Origin of the sequence: Solwaraspora sp. WMMA2065, assembly GCF_030345075.1 — a bacterium.
Lineage (GTDB): Bacteria > Actinomycetota > Actinomycetes > Mycobacteriales > Micromonosporaceae > Micromonospora_E.
Genome location: NZ_CP128361.1, coordinates 3,094,720 through 3,114,458 on the forward strand (window position 1 = coordinate 3,094,720; position 19,739 = coordinate 3,114,458).

Sequence of the window (19,739 nt, forward strand, 5' to 3'; positions counted from 1 at the left end):
GCATCAGTCACGGGTCAGCTTGCGGTAGGTCACCCGGTGCGGTCGGGCCGCTTCCGCGCCGAGCCGGTCGATCTTGTTCTTCTCGTACGCCTCGAAGTTGCCCTCGAACCAGAACCACTTCGCGGGGTTGGTGTCGTCGCCCTCCCAGGCCAGGATGTGCGTGGCGACCCGGTCCAGGAACATCCGGTCGTGGGAGATGACCACGGCGCACCCCGGGAACTCCAGCAACGCGTTCTCCAGGCTGGACAGCGTCTCCACGTCGAGGTCGTTGGTCGGCTCGTCGAGCAGGATGACGTTCCCACCGATCTTCAGGGTGAGCGCCAGGTTGAGCCGGTTACGTTCACCACCGGACAGCACCTTGGTCGGCTTCTGCTGATCCGGTCCCTTGAAGCCGAACGCGGCCACGTACGCCCGGGACGGCATCTCCACCTTGCCGACCATCAGGTGGTCCAGCCCGTCGGAGACCACCTCCCAGACCGTCTTGCTGCTGTCCAGGCCGGAACGGTTCTGGTCGACGTACGACAGCTCCACGGTCTCGCCGACCCGGACCTGGCCGCTGTCCGGCTGCTCCAGCCCGACGATCGTCTTGAACAGCGTGGTCTTACCGACGCCGTTCGGGCCGATGATGCCGACGATTCCGTTGCGCGGCAGCGAGAAGCTCAGGTCGTCGATGAGGACCCGGTCGCCGAAGCCCTTCTTCAGGTTCACCGCCTCGATGACGGTGTTGCCCAGCCGCGGCCCCGGCGGGATCTGAATTTCCTCGAAGTCCAGCTTGCGGGTCTTCTCCGCTTCGCTGGCCATCTCCTCGTAGCGGTCCAGCCGGGCCCGGGACTTGGTCTGGCGTGCCTTCGCGTTGGACCGGACCCATTCCAGCTCCTCGCCGAGGCGCTTCTTCAGCTTGGCGTCGCGACGACCCTCGACCGCCAACCGGGCGGCCTTCTTCTCCAGGTACGTCGAGTAGTTGCCCTCGTACGGATAGGTCCGGCCACGGTCCAGCTCGAGGATCCAGTTGGCGACGTTGTCCAGGAAGTAGCGGTCGTGGGTGATCGCCATCACGGTGCCGGCGTACTTGGCCAGGTGCTGCTCCAGCCAGTGCACGCTCTCCGCGTCCAGGTGGTTGGTGGGCTCGTCGAGCAGCAGCAGGTCCGGCGCCTCCAGCAACAGTTTGCACAGCGCGACGCGGCGGCGTTCACCGCCGGAGAGCTGGGTCACCTCGGCGTCCGGCGGCGGACAGCGCAGCGCGTCCATCGCGAGTTCGAGCTTGGAGTCGATGTCCCAGGCGTCGGCGTGGTCCAGATCCTCCTGCAGCTGACCCATCTCGGTCATCAGCTCGTCGGAGTAGTCGGTCGCCATCTGCTCGGCGATCTTGTTGAACCGCTCCAGCTTCGCCTTGGTCTCGGCGACCGCCTCCTCGATGTTGCCGAGCACCGTCTTCGCGTCGTTGAGCGGCGGTTCCTGGGCGAGCATGCCGACGGTGTAGCCGGGCATCAGCCGGGCATCGCCGTTGCTCGGCCGGTCCATGCCCGCCATGATCTTCAGCAGGCTGGACTTGCCGGCGCCGTTCGGGCCGACCACACCGATCTTGGCACCCGGCAGGAAGTTGAGCGTCACGTTGTCCAGCACGACCTTGTCGCCGTGCGCCTTGCGCGCCTTTTCCAGGACGTAGATGAACTGGGCCACGGTGCGGCCTACCTCCAGAACTCTCGTGGGACCCGTCGGTACGGGCAGGTCACGACCCCGCGTACCGGCCGCCGGCACCGACCGGAGCGGCTACGGGTGGTACGCGGTACGCGGTCGTGCGCGGTACGACGGTCCGATCGGTGCGTACGCCGTTGTCAATCCTGACAGGTCCGACGCCCCAGCCGCACCTCACCCCACCGGACGACTGGGAGGTTCCCGCCGGTGGTACCTGCCGCATTGCGTCCGGCCGGGTTTCGAAGTCCTGATCAGCTGGGCACCAAGAGGGGGACGGGGGTCCGCCCGTCTGGCCCGCACAGTACGCTCATGGCGGTCCCGTAATCACCGGAGGTGTACGGAACGTGACGGTTCGGAGCTCGTTCGTAGTGGTCGCCAACCGCCTGCCGGTGGACGAGGTGACCACGCCGGAAGGCCGCCAGTGGCGGCGCAGCCCCGGTGGTCTGGTGACCGCCCTGCACCCGGTGCTCGCCGCGCACCAGGGCACCTGGGTCGGCTGGGCCGGTGGCGCAGGTGCGGCGCCGGAGCCCTTCGACCTCGAAGGCATCCGGCTGCACCCCGTCCCGCTGAGCGCGGAAGAGCTGGAACGGTACTACGAAGGTCAGTCCAACGCCACCATCTGGCCGCTGTATCACGACGCCGTCGAAACGCCGGCGTTCAAGCGCCGCTGGCGGGAGGCGTACCGGGTGGTCAACGCCCGGTTCGCCGAGGCGGCTGCGGAGGTCGCCGACGAGGGTGCCACGGTGTGGGTGCAGGACTACCAGCTGCAGTTGGTGCCGGCCATGCTCCGGGAGATCCGCCCGGACCTGCGGATCGGTTTCTTCCTGCACATCCCGTTTCCACCGATCGAGCTGTTCATGCAGATGCCGCAGCGCGCCGAGATCCTGCGTGGGCTGCTCGGCGCCGACCTGGTCGGCTTCCAGCAGCGGCTGGCCGCGCAGAATTTCGTCCGGCTGGCCCGCCACCTGCTCGGGCTGCGGTACGAGGGCCAGATGATCCAGGTCGACGGCCGTAAGGTCAAGGCCGGCGCCTTCCCGATCTCGATCGACGTTCCGGAGATGGAACGGATGACCCACGACCCGACGGTGGAGGCACGGGCCAAGCAGATCCGCGCCGAGCTGGGGGATCCGAAGACGGTGATCCTCGGAGTGGACCGGCTCGACTACACCAAGGGGATCGAACTCAGGCTGAAAGCGTTCCGGGAACTTCTTGCTGACGGAAAGCTGACAGTTCCGGACGCGGTTATGGTGCAGGTCGCCACCCCCAGCCGCGAGCGGGTCGAGCACTACCAGGCACTTCGGGTCAAGGTTGAGCGCGAAGTTGGCCGGATTAATGGTGAATTCGGCCGGGTGGGTGTGCCCGCCGTGCACTACCTGCACCAGTCGTACAGTCGCAGTGAACTCGCCGCGCTCTACCGCGCGGCCGATGTGATGATGGTGACACCACTGCGAGACGGAATGAACCTGGTGGCCAAGGAGTACGTCGCGGCCCGCGCCGACACCGGCGGCGCCCTCGTGCTCAGTGAGTTCGCCGGCGCCGCAACGGAGCTGCGTCAAGCGTTCCTGTGCAACCCGCACGACCCGGACGGCGTCAAGGACGCGTTGTTGCGGGCGGTGCATGTCGACAGTTCCGAGGCCCGGCGGCGGATGCGGATCATGCAGCGCCATCTGCGGACCCATGACGTCGGCCACTGGGCCCGCTCCTTCCTCACAGAACTCGGTGTGCCCGAGACGGAGGAATGAATGAGAACGTCCGTCCTTGACGGGGACGTACGCGCGGCCGCGGATCAGATCGATCCCGAGCTGCGCGCGGCGATCGGGCGGATCGCCCGGATGCCGATACTGCTGGTGGCCTGCGACTACGACGGCACCCTCGCACCGATCGTCGAGGACCCGACCCGAGCCGTACCGCTACCGGAGTCGGTCGCGGCGGTGCGGGCGCTGGCCGCGCTGCCGCAGACCACCGTCGCGGTGGTCTCCAGCCGAGCGCTGCGCGACCTCGCCGCGCTGTCCCGGCTGCCCAGCGAGGTCCATCTGGTCGGCAGCCACGGGTCCGAGTTCGACATCGGCTTCGTCGAACGGCTGGCCCCCGAGCAACTGCAGGTGCACTCCCAGCTCAAGCGGGAGCTACGGCAGCTGATCAAGGACCAGCCCGGGGTACGGCTGGAGGTCAAGCCGGCCAGCGTCGCGGTGCACACCCGGGGCGCCGATCCGGCGGTCACCGAAGCGGTCGTCGCGGCGGTCAACACCGGGCCCGCCGCATGGCCGGACGTCACCGTCACCCAGGGCAAGGAGGTCGTCGAACTGTCGGTGGTCGCCACCGACAAGGGCACCGCCCTGGACCAGATCCGCACCCAGACGTCGGCCAGCGGCGTGCTCTTCATCGGCGACTCGATCACCGACGAGAGCGCCTTCGCCAACCTGCACGGTCCGGACGTCGGCATCAAGATCGGCGACGGTGACACCCGGGCGCCGTTCCGGGTGGCCGAGCCGATCGACGCCGCACGGGTGCTCGGCGTCCTGCTGGAGACCCGGCGCAACTGGCTCTACGGCGAGCACGCGGTGCCGATCGAGCGCCACTCGATGCTGGCCAACGGCCGGACCATCGCGCTGCTCACCCCGGACGCCAAGGTGACCTGGCTCTGCCACCCCAAACCGGACTCGTCGGCGATCTTCGCCGATCTACTCGGCGGCGCACCGGCCGGGCACTTCACCGTCGCACCGGCCCGCGGCGGGTTCCCGCTGGGCCAGCGCTACCGGCCCGGCACGATGACCGTGGAGACCCGTTGGTCGGGGCTGACCGTCACCGACTGGCTGGACCACCCGCCAGCCGAGTCCTCAGCCGGCGACACGGTGCTGCCGGGCGCCGACTCCACCCTGGTCCGGGTGCTCACCGGCACCGGGCAGGCACAGCTGGAGTTCGCGCCACGCCCCGAGTTCGGTCAGGTGGCTGTGCAGTTGCAGCCGCTCGGCGACGGGCTGCTGGTGCTCGGTTCCAACGAGCCGGTCGCCCTCTACTCCCCCGGGGTGGAGTGGAAGGTCATCGACGACGGTGGCCGGGAAACCGCCCGAGCCCTGGTCGACCTGGCTGCTGTCGACGGCATGCTCACCATGGAACTGCGGTTCGGCTCGCACAGCCTGGAGCACCACACCGTCACCGTGCAGGACCGCCAGTCCACCGCAGAGCAGCCGTGGCGGGAGTGGGTCCGGCAACTGCGGCTGCCGAACACCGGCCGGGAGCTGGTCGCCCGCAGCGCGCTCACCCTGCGAGGGCTGTGCCACGAGGCGACCGGCTCGATCCTCGCCGCCGCGACCACCTCACTGCCCGAGGAGCTCGGCGGGGTACGCAACTGGGACTACCGGTACTGCTGGCTGCGGGACGCGGCGATGAGCGCCCGGGCGTTGGTCGACCTCGGCTCGCTGGCCGAGGCCGAGGCGTTCCTACGCTGGGTGGACGGCTGCGTCGAGCGCACCGGCGGCCACCCGGAGCGGTTGCACCCGCTCTACACGGTGGAGGGACTGGAGCTGGGCGCGGAGGCGGTCATCGACACCCTCCCCGGCTACGCTGGTTCCCGCCCGGTGCGGGTCGGCAACCTGGCCAACCACCAGCTGCAGCTCGACGTGTTCGGGCCGATCGCCGACCTGCTCGCGGTGGTCGCCGATGCCCGTGGTTCCGTGCACGATGACGAGTGGCGGGTGCTGGAGGCGATGGTGCAGGCGGTCGAGCGCCGCTGGCACGAGCCGGACCACGGACTGTGGGAGGCCCGGCTCGCTCCCCGGCACCATGTCTTCTCCAAGGTCATGTGCTGGATGACGGTGGACCGGGCGCTTCGGATGGCGGGCCGGCACGGCGGCGGCGAACGGCCAGACTGGGTCGAGCTACGCGACCGGATCGGCCGCAACGTGCTGGAACACGGCTGGCATGCCAAGGCCGGCGCGTACACAGTCGCCTACGGCGACGAGGAGATGGATGCCTCCTCGCTGTGGATCGGGTTGTCCGGGCTGCTGCCCGACGACGACCCGCGGTTCCTCGCCACCGTGCTCAAGGTGGAGGCGGACCTGCGCAGCGGCCCGGTGGTCTACCGCTACCGGTGGGATGACGGGTTGCCCGGCCGGGAGGGCGGGTTCCACATCTGCACCGCCTGGCTGATCGAGGCGTACCTGCGCACCGGGCGGCGCGGTGACGCCGAGGAGCTGTTCGAGCAGATGATCGACACCGCCGGCCCGACCGGTCTGCTGCCCGAGCAGTACGATCCGCTCGCCGAACGCGGGCTGGGCAACCATCCTCAGGCGTACAGCCATCTGGGGCTGATCCGGTGCGCGCTGCTGCTGGACGACATGCTCAAGCTCTGAAACCGCAGCTGGTCCGGCGCGCCGCTCCCCCGGCACGCCGGACCGCTCAGTCCTCGGTCCGGTCGGCTCGGCCGGTCGGCCGGTCGGCTCGATCGGTCGGCACGTCCAGCGTGCCGACCACGTCGCCGACGACCACCACGGCCGGCGGCCGCAGTCCGGCTGCGGCGGCCTCGCCGGCCACCGCGCCCAGGGTCGACGTCAGCGCCCGCTGGGCACCGGTGGTCGCCTCCTGCACCACCGCCGCCGGGGTGTCCGCGCCACGGCCGTTGGCGAGCAGCGTCCCGGCGATCGCCGGCAGGTTCTTCAGCCCCATCAGCACCACCAGGGTGCCGCGCAGCCGGGCGAGCGCCGGCCAGTCCACGAGCGACAGCCGGTGCCCCGGCGGCAGGTGGCCGGAGACCACGGTGAACTCGTGGGCCACCCCCCGGTGGGTGACCGGGATACCGGCGGCGGCGGGTGCCGCGACCGAACTGCTCACGCCGGGCACCACCGACACCGGTACGCCCGCCTCGACGCAGGCCAGCAACTCCTCGCCGCCCCGGCCGAAGACGTACGGGTCACCGCCCTTGAGGCGGACCACTGTGGATCCGGACCGGGCCCGGTCCACCAGGATCCGGTTGATCTCCTCCTGAGCGGCAGCCGGGCCGTACGGGATCTTCGCGGCGTCGACCAGCTCGACCCGGGCGGGCAGCTCGTCCAACAGCAGCCCGGGCACCAGCCGGTCGGCGACCACCACGTCGGCTTCGGCGAGCGCGCGGCGGCCCTTCACGGTGATCAGTTCCGGGTCGCCGGGGCCGGCGCCGACCAGGACCACCCGGCCGGTCGGGCCGGGGCCGGCGGTGGCCGGTGCCTCCCCGGCGGGGTCAGCGACCGGGATGGTGCCGTCGGACAGCCGCTGGTCAATCGCGTCCCGGACCCGGACCGCCCGCTGCGGGTCCCCGCCGCCGAGCACCGCCACGGTCACCGGGCCGTGCCGGGTCACCGCCGGCGTCCAGGCGGTCGCCTCGGTCCGGTCGTCGGCCCGAACGCAGAACACCCGCCGGGGCTCGGCGGCAGCGCTGACTTCGGCCGCCGCCGCCGGGTCGTCGACGGCGACCTGGACCAGCCAGGCCCCGTCCAGGTCACCGGGCTGGAACCGCCGCTGCCGCCAGCTCAGCCGCCCGGCGGTGACGAGCCCGTGCAAAGCCGGGGTCAGCTCGGGTGACACGACGAGCACGTCGGCTCCGGCGTCCAGCAACGCCGGCACCCGCCGGGTGGCGACCGCGCCGCCGCCGACCACCAGCACCCGCCGGCCGTCCAGCCGCAGCCCCAGTGGGTAAAGATTCACTTCTCGGAAACTCCCGCCGCGTCAAAGGTGGCCACCTCGTGCAGGACCCGGACCGCACTGACCATCATCGGCCAGGCGAGCAGGGCGCCGGTGCCCTCTCCCAGGCGCAGCTCCAGGTCGACCAATGGGTGCAGGCCGAGCTGGCGCAGCCCAACGGTAGCCCCCGGCTCCACCGAACGGTGCCCGGCGACCATCGCGGCGGTGGCGTGCGGGGCCAGGGCCGCTGCGGCCAGCGCGGCGGCCACCGCGCTGACCCCGTCCAGGATCACCGGGATCCGCCGGGCGGCGGCACCGAGCAGGAAGCCGCAGAGCGCTGCGTGTTCCAGCCCGCCGAGCGCGGCCAGCACGCCGACCGGGTCGGCCGGGTCCGGCCGGTGCCGGCGCAGCGCGGCGTCCACCACGGACATTTTCCGCTGGTACGTCGGCTCGTCGACCCCGGTACCCCGGCCGGTGACATCAGCTGCCGCCGCACCGGTGAAGCCGGCGATCAGGGCCGCCGCCGCGGTGGTGTTGGCGATCCCCATGTCCCCGGTGAGCAGGCTGGCGGCGCCACCGTCATGCAGGTCGCCGGCGACCCGGATGCCCACCTCGACGGCGGTACAGGCCTCGTCGACGGTCATCGCCGGCCCGCTGGACAGGTCGGCGGTGCCGGGGCGTACCCGGGCCGACACCAGCCCGGCGGCGGGCTCCAGCGGCGCGGCCACGCCCACGTCGACCACGGTGACGCTGGCCCCCATCTGCCGGGCGAAGGCGTTCACCACCGCGCCGCCGGCCAGAAAGTTGGCCACCATCTGCGCGGTGACCTCCTGCGGCCAGGGGGTGACCCGTTGCCGGTGCACCCCGTGGTCGGCGGCGAAAACGGCCACCGCGCCGGGCTCGGGCAGCGGTGGCGGGCAGGCCGCGGCGAGGCCGGCGAGCCGCACCGACAGCTCCTCCAGCGCGCCGAGCGAGCCGGCCGGCTTGGTCAGCCGGGCGTGCAGTGCGCGGGCCTGAGTCATCGCGTCACCGTCAGGTGGCCGGATCCGCGCCAGGGTCGCCTCGACCAGTGAGCCGGTCGGGCCGTCGGGCGCAGGACCTCCAGAGCCGTCGGGCATCAGTCCTCCAGGGTGGTCGACAACACGGAGACGAAGGCGTCGGTGGTGGCAGTGTCCCGTACCGCGATCCGCAGCCAGTCGACACCCAGCCCGGGGAACGTGTCGCCGCGGCGTACCGCGTAGCCACGCTCGCGCAGCCGGTGCCGAACCCGCTGCGCACCGGCGACGTGGATCAGGACGAACGCGCTGGCCGGGGTGCCGGCCACGGTGACCGCGGGCAGTTCGGCGAGCCGTCGGACCAGGTGGGCGCGCTCGGTGGCGAGCGCGGCGGCGAACCGGCGTTCGGCGCCCACCGCCCGGCGGCTGGCGCACACCTCGGCGGCGACCAGCGCCGGAGTGGCGACCGGCCACAGCGGCGCCGCGGTGGCGAGCCGGCGCAGCAGCGGCTGCGGGCCGAGCAGGTAACCGATCCGCAACCCGGCCAGGCCCCAGGTCTTGGTCAGGCTGCGCACCACGACGAGTCCGGGCAGGTCGCGCCGGTCGGCCAGGGACTGAGGTTCACCCGGTCCGTCGGCGGCGCAGGTAGTGTCGGCGAACGCCTCGTCGACGACGACGACCCGGCCGGGTCGGGTGAGCGCGGCGACCGTCTCGGCGGGGTGCAGCACCGACGTCGGGTTGGTCGGGTTGCCGATGAGCACCAGGTCCGCGTCGGCCGGGACGAGGCCGGGGTCGAGGGTGAACCCGGTGTCGGCGGACAACAACACCCGGTCGACCCGGTGCCCGGCGTTGCGCAGCGCGGCTTCCGGCTCGGTGAACTGCGGGTGCACCACCACCGGGTGGCGGGCGTCGCGCAGCGCCTGGGCGATCAGTACGAAGCCCTGGGCGGCGCCGGCGGTGAGCAGCACCTCGCTGGCGGGCCGGCGGTGCCGGGCTGCGACGGCCGTGACAGCGGCCCGCTGGTCGGGGTAGCGGGCGAGGTCGCGCAGGCTGGCTCGGACCGGATCGGTCAGCCAGCGCGGCGGTTCGCCGACGCGGACGTTGACCGCCAGGTCGATCAGGCCGGGGGTGGCCTCGACGTCGCCGTGGTGCCCGAGATCGTACTCCTGCATGGTGGCGATCATGCCGGGCGGGCGGGATGAAATCGACGAAGGGTGACGCTTGTGACACGATTCGTCTTGTGGTTTTAATCCTTTTGGTCACTTTTTGTAGCTGTCCGGCTTAGCTTTGGGCCGTGAGGAAACACACCCGCCACCCCGCTCGCCGTGGCCGCCTCGTCCAACTGCTCCGGGCCGGTCTGATCGCCGGTGTCGTGGTCGCCGCCGCCGCGTACCCGATGGCCGCCGTCGCCGGACTCGGCATCATCGCCAGCACCAGGGCGATCGACCAGATTCCCAGCGAGCTGCGCGACGCCCAGCCGGCCCAGACGTCGTACGTCTACGCCGCCGACGGCAAGACCCTGGTGACGATGTTCTACGAGGAGCACCGCAAGTACGTACCGCTGACCGAGATGTCGCCGTTCATCCAGCAGGCCATCGTCGCCTCGGAGGACAACCGGTTCTACCAGCACTCCGGCGTCGACCCGAAGGGCGTCGCCCGGGCGTTCGTCGCCAACCAGCAGGCCGGCGGGGTGTCCCAGGGCGGCTCCACCCTGACCATGCAGTACGTCCGGCTCGCCCTGCAGCAGACCGCCCAGAACCCGCTGGAGCTGCAGGCAGCCACGGCACAGACCCCCGGCCGCAAGATCCGGGAGATCCGGATCGCGATGGAGCTCGAGAAGCAGATGTCCAAACCGGAGATCCTGGAGCGGTACCTCAACGCCGCCTACTTCGGTCACCGGGCGTACGGCATCTACGCCGCCGCGGAGATCTTCTTCTCCAAGCACCCGAAGGCGCTGACCGCCAGCGAGGCCGCGCTGATCGCCGGACTGGTCAAGGCACCGTCGGAGTACGATCCGGCGACATCGGACCAGGCCGCGGCCACCGAGCGGCGCAACTACGTCATCGACCGGATGGCCGACCTGGGCTACCTCTCCCCGGTCGCGGCCGAGCAGGCCAAGGCCGAACCGATCCGACTCAACCTGAGCACCCCGCCGAACGAGTGCGTGTCGGTGCCGCAGGAGCACAACGACTGGGGCTTCTTCTGCGACTACCTCAAGTCCTGGTGGATGAGCCAGAAGGCGTTCGGCGACAGCCCGTCCGAGCGGCTGGCCAACCTGCGTACCGGCGGGTACCGGATCGTCACCAGCCTCGACCCCGGCATCCAGAAGGTCGCCCAGGAACAGGTCACTTCCCGGGAGTCGATCGGCAGCCCGTTCGCGCACGGCCTGGTGGCGGTCGAACCCGGCACCGGACAGGTCAAGGCGATGGCGGTGAACCGGGTCTACTCGCTCGACCAGACCGGCAACGGCCAGCACTCCAACCCCAACCTGCGGGAGAAGGTCAAAGGCAACTACCCGAACACGGTGACACCGCTGCTCGGCGGCGGCGACCTGCCCGGGTACCAGGCCGGCTCGACCTTCAAGATGTTCACCATGCTGGCCGCGCTGGACGCCGGAATGCCGTTGCGTTCCGGATTCAACGCGCCGCACCGGATCAACTCCATCTACGACGGCGGCCAGGGCAGCAGCAGTTGCGGCGGACGGTGGTGCCCGAGCAACGCCGACGGGTCGATGGCCGGCTTCCACTACATGTGGTCCGGGTTCGGTAAGTCGGTCAACACCTACTTCGTCTGGCTGCTGCAGCAGGTCGGCGCGGAGAAGGCGGTGCAGATGGCCGAGCGGCTCGGGCTGCGTTGGCGCACCGACGTCGACCGGCGCAACGCCTCACCCGAGTACGCCAGCAAGTGGGGCGCGTTCACCCTCGGTGTCTCCGACGTGACCCCGCTGGAGATGGCGAACGCGTACGCCACCATCGCCGCCGACGGCAGCCACTGCGAGGACTCGCCGGTGCTGGCGGTGGAGAACCCGGACGGCAGCCCGGTCACCTACCGGGCATTGACCGGGGCCGACGTCGAGGTGGCCACCCCGCGCTGCCGGGCGGCCTTCTCTCCGGACGTGGCCCGGGCCGCCACCGACGCCGCCCGCTGCCCGGTCGGCGACCGCCCGGCCACCGGCGGCTGTGGTGGCTGGGCCACCGCTGAAGGGGTCGCCAAGGCGGTCGGGCGACCGGTCGCCGGCAAGACCGGTACCACCGACAGCACCCGGTCCGCCTGGTTCACCGGCTACACCCCGGAACTCGCCGTGGCCAGCTTCATCGCCGACCCGGACAACCCGTTCAACGCGGTCGGCGACTGGCAGTCGCAGAAGCCGGTGGACTCCGCCGCCGGCACGTTGAAGAACGCCCTCAAGGGCAAGCCGGTACGCCAGTTCACTCCGCCGTCAGCCGAGATCGTCGGCTGAGGCCACCAGCACCGGCTCGGTGTCCTCGTCGTCGCCGACAGCCGGCGGCCGGGGCCCGGGGGGATGCGGCGCGGACGCATGCGGCGCTGCCGAATGCGGTGCAGGCGGGTGCGGACCGGGCGGATGCGGCGGCACCGGCGGATGCGGTGCGGGCTCGCCGGCCGGCGGGCCGACCGGGGAGCCCGCACCGGGGCGGCCGTCGGCGGCGGCGACCACCAGTCGCCGGGCGATCTCCGGCGCCCCCGCCCAGTGCAGCGTCAACTGGGAGGCGTGCACCCGACGCCAGACGAAGCCTTCCGGCACCCCGTTGCCCCAGGTCCACGCGGGGGTGTGGCCGGCACGCGGGGAAACCACCGCCTGGTGCTGCTTGTAGCCGATCAGGCGACCGCCGAGCGGCGCGACCGGGGTGGCCGCCCGCGACGTCGCCTCCCGGTAGCCGACGATCATCCGGTCGGTGGTCGACGCCACCGCGTCGAACACCTCACCCATCGGCCGCCCGTCACACTCCCGGACCAGCCAGAGCAGCCCGGTCCCCTCGGCCAGCACCGGCCGACCGGACCGGGCCAGGTCGGCCACCGCGAGGGTCAACGCCCGGTTCGCCGACAACTCCGGCAGGTAGGTCTCCGGCAGCCCGCCGGGCAGTACCAGCGCCGCCGTCGCCTCCGGCAACGACTCGTCCCGCAGCGGATCGACCGGCACCACCGCGGCACCGGCGGCGGTGAGCAGTTCGACCGTCTCCGCGTAGCCGTAGATCAGCTCAGCGGTGCCGGCGACCGCGATCACCGGACGCCGGGCCGGCGGCGGCGCCGGCGGCACCCCGGCCGCCTCGGCCTCGGCGGCCAACGCGTCGCCGGCGGTCCACTCCGGCACCGGCAGCTGCGGCGCCGACCGGGCCATCGCCAGCACCAAGTCCAGGTCGACGGCCGCGTCCACCGCCTCACCGAGCCGGCGGATCAGCCGTACCGTGTCGATGCTGTGGTGCGCGACCGGCACCACCCCGGCCGGGCGCGGGATCCCCGCCGGCAGTTCGCCCCGGTGCAGCGCGCCGAGCACCGGCACGCCGATCTCGTCCAACGCGGTACGGAGCACCTGTTCGTGCCGCGCCGAGCTGACCCGGTTGAGGATCACCCCGCCGAGCCAGAGCAGTTCGTCGTACGCCCGGAAACCGTGGACCAGCGCACCCACCGACTGGCCCATCGTCGCCGCGTCCACCACCAGCAGCACCGGGGCGCGCACGGCGGTGGCGACGGTCGCCGTGGACGGGCTGTCCGGCCGGCTGCCGAGACCGTCGAACAGCCCCATCGCCCCGGCGACCACGGCGATGTCGGCTCCGGCCGCACCGTGCACCAGCAGCGGACCGATCCGCCCGGAGCCCACCAGCATCGGGTCCAGGTTGCGGCCCGGACGCCCGGCGGCGGCACCCAGGTACGCGGCGTCGGTGTGGTCCGGCCCGACCTTCAGCCCGGCGGTGCTCAGCCCTCGGTGCCGCAGCGCGGCCAGCAGGCCGATCGCCACCGACGACTTGCCGTGGCCGGACGCGGGGGCGCTCACCACCAGGCGGGGCAGGGACGGCATCTGCGACTCCTCTGTACGTACGGGTGACGGGCGGTCCCGGGTGACGGACGCCCGGTGGGGTCGGCCGGACCGCCTCCGGCGGCATCGGTGGAACAGCCGCAAGACGATACCCGGTAGTCTCCGCCATGTGTACCGGTTCCTGCTGACGCCCCGGTGGCTGGGCTACCTCGTGGTGGCCCTGGCCGCCGCGGCGGTGATGGTTCAGCTGGGAAACTGGCAGCTCGACCGCTACCACCAACGCAGCGCGGTCAACGACCGGATCGACACCGCCGGGCAGCAGACCCCGGTCGAGCTGACCCGGGCCGCCGGCCACCCAGGCCCGGCACCCGGCCAGGCCGGCGACCCGCCACCGGAGTCGGCGACCTGGACCAGGGTGACCGCCGTCGGACGCTACGACAGCGACAACGACGTGCTGGTCCGCAGCCGTACGGTGAACAGCCGGGTCGGCTACGAGGTGCTCACCCCGCTGGTGCTGGCGGACGGTTCCGCGGTGCTGGTCGACCGGGGCTGGATCCCGCCGGACGACAGCGGGCTCGCCGTCGCGCCGCCGGTGCCGCCGGCGCCGACCGGCGAGGTGAGGGTGACCGGGCTGCTGCGCCAGCCGGAGCCGATGTCCGGCTCGGTGACCCGCCAGGACGGCACGCTGCAGACCCGGCGGATCGCCACCCCGGTGCTCGCCGCCGAGTTGCCCTATCCAATCTACGGCGGCTACGTGCTGCTGCAGGAGCAGGATCCGCCGGCCGACCCGGTCTTCGTCGCCGTACCGATCCGGCACGAGAACAGCTGGCAGAACGGCGGCTATGTGGCCCAGTGGTGGATCTTCGCGGCGATGACCCTGGTCGGTTTCGGCTGGCTGGCCCGGCGCGAGGCACACCACCGGCGGCGGCCGGCCGGTGACGGTGACCGGGCCGACGCCATCGGAGGCGATGCCGACCCGGTCGACCGGCGTCCGACTACCGTGCGGTGAGCCCGACCGACCCGTCGCCCGGCGGCCTGGCCCGCCGGCTGGGCACCGGCGACGCGGTGGTCGTCGGTCTCGGCGCGATGATCGGCGCCGGGGTGTTCGCCGCGTTCGCCCCGGCGGCGGCGGCCGCCGGCGGCTGGCTGCTCGCCGCGCTCGGCGTCGCCGCCGTGGTGGCCTACTGCAACGCGATGTCGTCAGCGCGGCTGGCCGCCCGTTACCCGGAGTCCGGCGGCACCTACGTGTACGGCCGACGCCGGCTCGGCGATTTCTGGGGCCACCTCGCCGGCTGGGGGTTCGTGGTCGGCAAGACCGCCTCGTGCGCGGCGATGGCGCTCACCGTCGGCAGCTACCTGGCCCCGGGGTACGCCCGGCCGGTCGCCGTCGCGGCGGTGGTCGCGCTCACCGCGCTGAACCTGTTCGGCGTGCACCGGTCGGCCCTGGCCACCCGGATCATCGTCGGTGTCGTGCTGGTGGTGCTGGCGGCGGTGGTCGTGGCCGGGCTGATCGGCGGCACCGGGCCGGTCGTCGGCGGGGCAGGCGGCGTACCCGTCGACGGCTGGGGGGTGCTGCAGGGCGCCGGGCTGCTCTTCTTCGCCTTCGCCGGCTACGCCCGGATCGCCACCCTCGGCGAGGAGGTCCGCGACCCGCGGCGCACCATCCCGCGGGCGATCCCGATCGCACTGGGCATCACCCTGGCGGTCTACGCGCTGGCTGCGGTCGCGGCGCTGCGGGCCCTTGGCCCGGCCGGGCTGGCCGACGCGCCGGCACCGCTGGCCGCCGCCGTGTCGCAGGCCGGTGCCGGCTGGTTGACCCCGGTGGTACGCGTCGGCGCGGCCACGGCGGCGCTCGGGGCGCTGCTGGCATTGATCCTCGGGGTGTCCCGGACCGTGTTCGCGATGTCCCGGGGCCGGCATCTGCCGGCCGGGCTGGACGCCGTACATCCGCGCCGTCAGGTGCCGCACCGGGCGGAGATCGCGGTCGGGGTCGCGGTGGTCGCCCTGGTCTGCGTCGCCGACCTGCGCGAGGCGATCGGCTTCTCGTCGTTCGGGGTACTAATCTACTACGCGGTGGCCAACGCCGCCGCGTTGACCCTGCGCCGCGACGAGGGCGCGCTGCCGAAGGCCGTACCGGTCGTCGGGATCGCCGGCTGCCTGCTGCTGGCCGCCACCCTGCCCGGCACGGCAGTGCTCACCGGGCTGATGGTGTTCGCTGTCGGCGTCGGCGTCTGGTGGGCCGGCCGCAGCGTCCGGTCCCACCGCTGAGCCGTCCGGCCGCCCGCTGAGCCTTGCCCGGCGGCGAGGGAACCCACCTGGATGTCCTGGAGCCGATTTCACGACGTTGACGGTCCCTCGACGGCCAGGACGGTCCCTCGACGGCCAGGACCGTGGACCTGCTGGTCCCGCTGCCCGGGGCGCCAGCACCCGGGCAGCAGGACCAGCAGGTCAGAAGCCGCGGGCGAGCCGATGGTACGCCTGGCTCCAGCGCAGCTCGGCGGCGAACCGCCGGACCGTCGTGTCGGCGTCGATGACCGCCAGTTCAGTGCCGGTCATCTCGGCCAGATCGTGCAACTCGTCCACCCCGACGGCCTGGGAGAGGACGGTGTGGTGCGGGCCGCCGGCGGTCAGCCACGCCTCGGCCGACGTCGGCAGGTCCGGCTCGGGGCGCCACACCGCCCGGGCCACCGGCAACTTCGGCAACGGCTGTGCCGGCGGCACGACCTCTATCTCGTTGGCCACCAGGCGGAACCGTTCGCCCAGGTCGACCATGCCGAGCACGACGGCCCGGCCGGGTGCGGCGTCGAAGACCAACCGGACCGGGTCCTCCCGGCCGCCGATGCTCAGCGGGTGAATCTCACACGACGGGGTGTCGGCGGCGATGCTCGGGCAGACCTCCAGCATGTGCGCGCCGAGGATGAGCTCCTGACCAAGGGTCAGGTCGTACGTGTAGTCCTCCATGAACGACGTACCACCGGAGGTGCCGACGGACATCGCCTTGAGGGTGCGCACCAGTACGGCGGTCTTCCAGTCGCCTTCACCGCCGAAGCCGTAGCCGTCGGCCATCAGCCGCTGCACCGCCAGACCGGGCAGCTGCCGCAGCCCGCCCAGGTCCTCGAAGTTGGTGGTAAAGGCCCGGAAGCCGCCCTCGGTCAGGAAGCCGCGCAGGCCCAGCTCGATGCGTGCGGCGTAGCGCAGCGAGTCGTGCCGGTCGCCGCCGGCCCGCAGCGCCGGGTCCACCCGGTAGCGCTGCTCGTACTCGTCGACGAGAACCTTGACGTCGGTGTCGAGCACGGCGTCGACCGCCTCGACGAGTTCGTTCACCCCGTACGTGTTGACCGAGACTCCGAACCGGACCTGCGCCTCCACCTTGTCGCCTTCGGTGACCGCGACGTTGCGCATGTTGTCGCCGAACCGGGCCAGCTTCAGTGAGCGCAGCTCGGTGTGGCCGATCGCGGCCCGCGCCCAGCCGGCGATCCGGCCGACGACCCGGGGGTCGCTGACGTGGCCGGCGACGGTCTTGCGGGCCACCCCGAGCCGGGTCTGCACGTAGCCGAACTCGCGGTCGCCGTGCGCGGCCTGGTTCAGGTTCATGAAATCCATGTCGATCTCGGCCCACGGCAGCGTCACGTTCGCCTGGGTGTGCAGGTGCAGCAGCGGCTTGCGCAGCGCGTCCAGGCCGGAGATCCACATCTTCGCCGGGGAGAACGTGTGCATCCAGGCGACCACCCCGACCACGCCGGGTTCGGCGTTGGCGGCAAGGCAGACCCGCAGGATCTCCTCCGGGCTGGTCAGCACCGGCTTCCAGACGATCTTGACCGGCAGCCCGTCGGCGGCGTCCAACCGCCGGGCGATCTCCTGGGACTGCTCGGCCACCTGCTGCAACGTCTCCGGACCGTACAGCCCCTGGCTGCCGGTCAGGAACCACACCTGCGCCGACCGCATCGATGCCTCCATCACCACGGATCCCCCCTGTGCCCCACTTCTCGGTCCCATCTGGACAATCTCTGCCGGCCGCGGTTCACCGCTGGCCGTACACGTTCTGGTAACGCTCGTACAGCGCGTCGACCGCTGCCTGCGGCAGCGGCTCGACCGGACCGAGCTGGCGGGCCAGGTGGATGGTGCGGGCCACGTCCTCGCACATCACCGCCGCCTTCACCGCCGCCTTCGCGGTCGCCCCGATGGTGAACGGGCCGTGCTGGCGCATCAGCACCGCCGGTGACCGGTGTCCGGTGAGCGTCGCGACGATACCCCGGCCGATCGCGTCGGAGCCGATCAACGCGAACGGCCCGACCGGGATCTCGCCGCCGAACTCGTCGGCCATCGCGGTCACCGCGCACGGGATCGGTTCGCCGCGCGCCGCCCAGGCGGTGGCGTACGGGCTGTGCGTGTGCACCACCCCGCCGACGGACGGCATGTGCCGGTAGACGTACGCGTGCGCCTCGGTGTCGCTCGACGGCGCGTAGTCGCCCTCGACCAGCGCGCCGTCCAGATCGGTGACGACCATGTGCGCCGGGGTGAGCTCGTCGTAGCTGACCCCGGACGGCTTGATCACCAGCAGGTCGGCGCCGGGCACCCGGGCCGAGACGTTGCCGCTGGTCCAGGTGACCAACCCCCAGCGGGTCAGGTGCTCGTGCAGCCGGCACACCTCGGCACGCAGTCGGGTGATCTCGGCGGCGAGTTCGGCGGAGTGGATGGCGGTTGTCGTCGTCATTACGCGGAAGCCTCCCGGTCGGAGCGGGCGAGCGCGGCGTTGCGGATGTCCCGCAGCCGGTGCATCGCCTTGTCGGCACCGGCGCCGAAGTGGTCGTGCAGCAGCTGGTACTCGGCGTACAGCCGGTCGTAGCCGGCGGCGGCGTCGGGGTCGGGGCGGTAGACGGCGGTCTCCACCGCGCCCATCACCCCTGCCGCGGTGACCACGTCCGGGTAGGCCCCGGCGGCGACCGCCGCGTGGATCGCCGAACCGAGCGCCGGTGCCTGGTCGGAGCTGGCCACGCTGACCGGCCGGCGCAGCACGTCGGCGTAGATCTGCATGATCAGCTTGTTTCGTTTCAGCCCGCCGGCGACGACGAACTCGGTCACCGGCAGCCCGGCCCGTTCGAACGTCTCCACAATGGTGCGGGTGCCGAACGCGGTCGCCTCGATCAGCGCCCGGTAGATCTCGTCCGGTCGGGTGGCCAGGGTCAGCCCGACGATCAGCCCGGACAGGTGATGGTCGACCAGGACCGACCGGTTGCCGCTGTGCCAGTCCAGGGCGACCAGCCCGTGCCCGCCGACCGGCTGCTCGGCGGCCTGCCGGGTGAGCAGCTCGTGCACGCTGAGTCCGAGGCGCGCGGCCTCGTCGTGCACCGCCGGCGGTACGCCGTTGTCGACGAACCAGGCGAAGATGTCACCGACGCCGGACTGGCCGGCCTCGTAGCCGTACGCCCCGGCGGTGATGCCGCCGTCGACGACGCCGCAGATGCCGGGGACCTCGACCAGGTCGGTGCCGTTCATCACGTGGCAGGTGGAGGTGCCCATCACGGCGAGCAGTTGCCCCGGCGCGACCGCGCCGGCCGCCGGCGGGGTGACGTGCGCGTCGACGTTGCCGACGGCGACCGCGATGCCGGCCGGCAGCCCGGTCCAGCCGGCGGCCTCGGTGGTCAGCCCGCCGGCCCGGGCGCCCAGCGGCAGGATCGGATGCTCCAGCCGGGTGGCCGCGAAGTCGGCGAAGTCGGGGTGCAGCGCGGCCAGGTACGCCGGGTCCGGGTACCGGCCGTCCTGGTAGATACCCTTGTAGCCGGCGGTGCAGGCGTTACGGGTCTCGGCGCCGCACAGCTGCCAGACGATCCAGTCGGCGGCCTCGATCCACCGCTCGGTACGGGAGTAGACCTCCGGATCCTCCTCCAGCAGCTGCAACGCCTTGGCGAACTGCCACTCGGCGGAGATCTTTCCGCCGTACCGACCGATCCACGGCTCGCCGCGCTGGTGGGCCAGGGCGTTGATCCGGTCGGCCTGTGGCTGCGCCGAGTGGTGCTTCCACAGCTTCGGCCAGGCGTGCGGCCGGTCGGCCAGCTCGGGCAGCTGGCACAGCGGGGTGCCGTCGGCCAGGGTCGGCAGCACGGTGCACGCGGTGAAGTCGGTGGCGATGCCGATCACCTGTGCCGGGTCCACGCCGGCGTCGGCGAGCGCCGCCGGTACGGCGTGGCGGAGCACGTCCCGGTAGTCCTCCGGGTCCTGCAGGGCCCAGTCCGGCGGCAGCGGTTTGCCGCTTGACGGCAGTGTCCGGTCGATGACGGCGTTGCGGTACTCGTGCACCGCCGAGCCGGCTTCGGCGCCGTCGGCGACCCGGACCACGACGGCCCGCCCGGACAGGGTGCCGAAGTCGATGCCGATGGTGTACTGGTCGGTGTTCACCCGTT

13 protein-coding genes are annotated in these 19,739 nt (G+C 72.1%); 5 read left to right on the forward strand and 8 right to left on the reverse strand.

Annotation, left to right across the window (positions count from 1 at the left end):
* Positions 1-3 precede the first annotated feature (3 nt).
* Positions 4-1,680, reverse strand: coding sequence for an energy-dependent translational throttle protein EttA (gene ettA / locus O7610_RS13975; protein WP_281551172.1), 1,677 nt, complete (start codon positions 1,678-1,680; stop codon positions 4-6).
* Between the two features lie 359 nt (positions 1,681-2,039).
* Here ettA and O7610_RS13980 point away from each other — a divergent pair, with 359 nt between their 5' ends.
* Together O7610_RS13980 and otsB are read left to right on the forward strand one after the other, a co-directional pair.
* The gene (locus O7610_RS13980; RefSeq protein ID WP_281551173.1) at positions 2,040-3,437 is read left to right on the forward strand and encodes an alpha,alpha-trehalose-phosphate synthase (UDP-forming); all 1,398 of its coding nucleotides are present in this window, start codon (positions 2,040-2,042) and stop codon (positions 3,435-3,437) included.
* Positions 3,438-6,047, forward strand: a complete 2,610-nt coding sequence (gene otsB, locus O7610_RS13985; RefSeq protein WP_281551174.1) for a trehalose-phosphatase — start codon at positions 3,438-3,440, stop codon at positions 6,045-6,047.
* A gap of 46 nt (positions 6,048-6,093) precedes the next feature.
* Here the strand turns inward: otsB and cobA are convergent, their stop codons facing one another.
* From cobA to cobC, 3 genes are read right to left on the reverse strand one after another with little or no spacing between them, the layout of a single operon-like run.
* Positions 6,094-7,374, reverse strand: a complete 1,281-nt coding sequence (gene cobA / locus O7610_RS13990; RefSeq protein WP_281551175.1) for a uroporphyrinogen-III C-methyltransferase — start codon at positions 7,372-7,374, stop codon at positions 6,094-6,096.
* A complete protein-coding gene (gene cobT / locus O7610_RS13995) occupies positions 7,371-8,420 on the reverse strand; it encodes a nicotinate-nucleotide--dimethylbenzimidazole phosphoribosyltransferase (RefSeq protein ID WP_289213622.1) in 1,050 nt (349 codons plus the stop codon). Before cobT ends, cobA begins: the two co-directional genes overlap by 4 nt.
* A 47-nt stretch (positions 8,421-8,467) precedes the next feature.
* Entirely contained in the window at positions 8,468-9,517 is a 1,050-nt protein-coding gene (cobC, locus tag O7610_RS14000) for an Rv2231c family histidinol phosphate aminotransferase CobC (protein WP_502959094.1), read from the reverse strand.
* 224 nt (positions 9,518-9,741) lie between these two features.
* Here cobC and O7610_RS14005 point away from each other — a divergent pair, with 224 nt between their 5' ends.
* A complete protein-coding gene (locus O7610_RS14005) occupies positions 9,742-11,805 on the forward strand; it encodes a transglycosylase domain-containing protein (protein ID WP_289213623.1) in 2,064 nt (687 codons plus the stop codon).
* Here the strand turns inward: O7610_RS14005 and O7610_RS14010 are convergent.
* On the reverse strand, positions 11,785-13,380 hold the full coding sequence (locus tag O7610_RS14010) for a cobyrinic acid a,c-diamide synthase CobB (RefSeq protein WP_289213458.1): 1,596 nt from the start codon (positions 13,378-13,380) through the stop codon (positions 11,785-11,787). The two genes, O7610_RS14005 and O7610_RS14010, sit on opposite strands and share 21 nt — an antisense overlap.
* 127 nt (positions 13,381-13,507) lie before the next feature.
* On the opposite strand from O7610_RS14010, the gene O7610_RS14015 reads away from it, so the two are divergent.
* Together O7610_RS14015 and O7610_RS14020 are read left to right on the forward strand one after the other, a co-directional pair.
* The gene (locus tag O7610_RS14015; RefSeq protein WP_289213459.1) at positions 13,508-14,347 is read left to right on the forward strand and encodes an SURF1 family cytochrome oxidase biogenesis protein; all 840 of its coding nucleotides are present in this window, start codon (positions 13,508-13,510) and stop codon (positions 14,345-14,347) included.
* A complete protein-coding gene (locus O7610_RS14020) occupies positions 14,344-15,606 on the forward strand; it encodes an APC family permease (protein WP_289213460.1) in 1,263 nt (420 codons plus the stop codon). The genes O7610_RS14015 and O7610_RS14020 overlap by 4 nt, the downstream gene beginning before the upstream one ends.
* A 180-nt stretch (positions 15,607-15,786) precedes the next feature.
* On the opposite strand, the gene araA is transcribed toward O7610_RS14020, so the two are convergent.
* The 3 genes from araA to araB form a co-directional block, all read right to left on the reverse strand.
* Positions 15,787-17,283, reverse strand: a complete 1,497-nt coding sequence (gene araA, locus O7610_RS14025; protein ID WP_289213461.1) for an L-arabinose isomerase — start codon at positions 17,281-17,283, stop codon at positions 15,787-15,789.
* A 76-nt stretch (positions 17,284-17,359) separates the two neighbouring features.
* Positions 17,360-18,052, reverse strand: a complete 693-nt coding sequence (locus tag O7610_RS14030) for an L-ribulose-5-phosphate 4-epimerase (protein WP_289213462.1) — start codon at positions 18,050-18,052, stop codon at positions 17,360-17,362.
* The gene (araB, locus tag O7610_RS14035) at positions 18,052-19,734 is read right to left on the reverse strand and encodes a ribulokinase (protein ID WP_289213463.1); all 1,683 of its coding nucleotides are present in this window, start codon (positions 19,732-19,734) and stop codon (positions 18,052-18,054) included. Before araB ends, O7610_RS14030 begins: the two co-directional genes overlap by 1 nt.
* Positions 19,735-19,739 lie beyond the last annotated feature (5 nt).

Bases quoted from the DNA above. Each gene is read 5' to 3' on its own strand.
- otsB (WP_281551174.1), top strand. From the start codon at position 3,438: ATGAGAACGTCCGTCCTTGACGGGGACGTACGCGCGGCCGCGGATCAG.
- cobC (WP_502959094.1), bottom strand. From the start codon at position 9,517: ATGCAGGAGTACGATCTCGGGCACCACGGCGACGTCGAGGCCACCCCC.
- O7610_RS14005 (WP_289213623.1), top strand. From the start codon at position 9,742: ATGGCCGCCGTCGCCGGACTCGGCATCATCGCCAGCACCAGGGCGATC.
- O7610_RS14010 (WP_289213458.1), bottom strand. From the start codon at position 13,380: ATGCCGTCCCTGCCCCGCCTGGTGGTGAGCGCCCCCGCGTCCGGCCAC.
- araA (WP_289213461.1), bottom strand. From the start codon at position 17,283: ATGCGGTCGGCGCAGGTGTGGTTCCTGACCGGCAGCCAGGGGCTGTAC.
- O7610_RS14030 (WP_289213462.1), bottom strand. From the start codon at position 18,052: ATGACGACGACAACCGCCATCCACTCCGCCGAACTCGCCGCCGAGATC.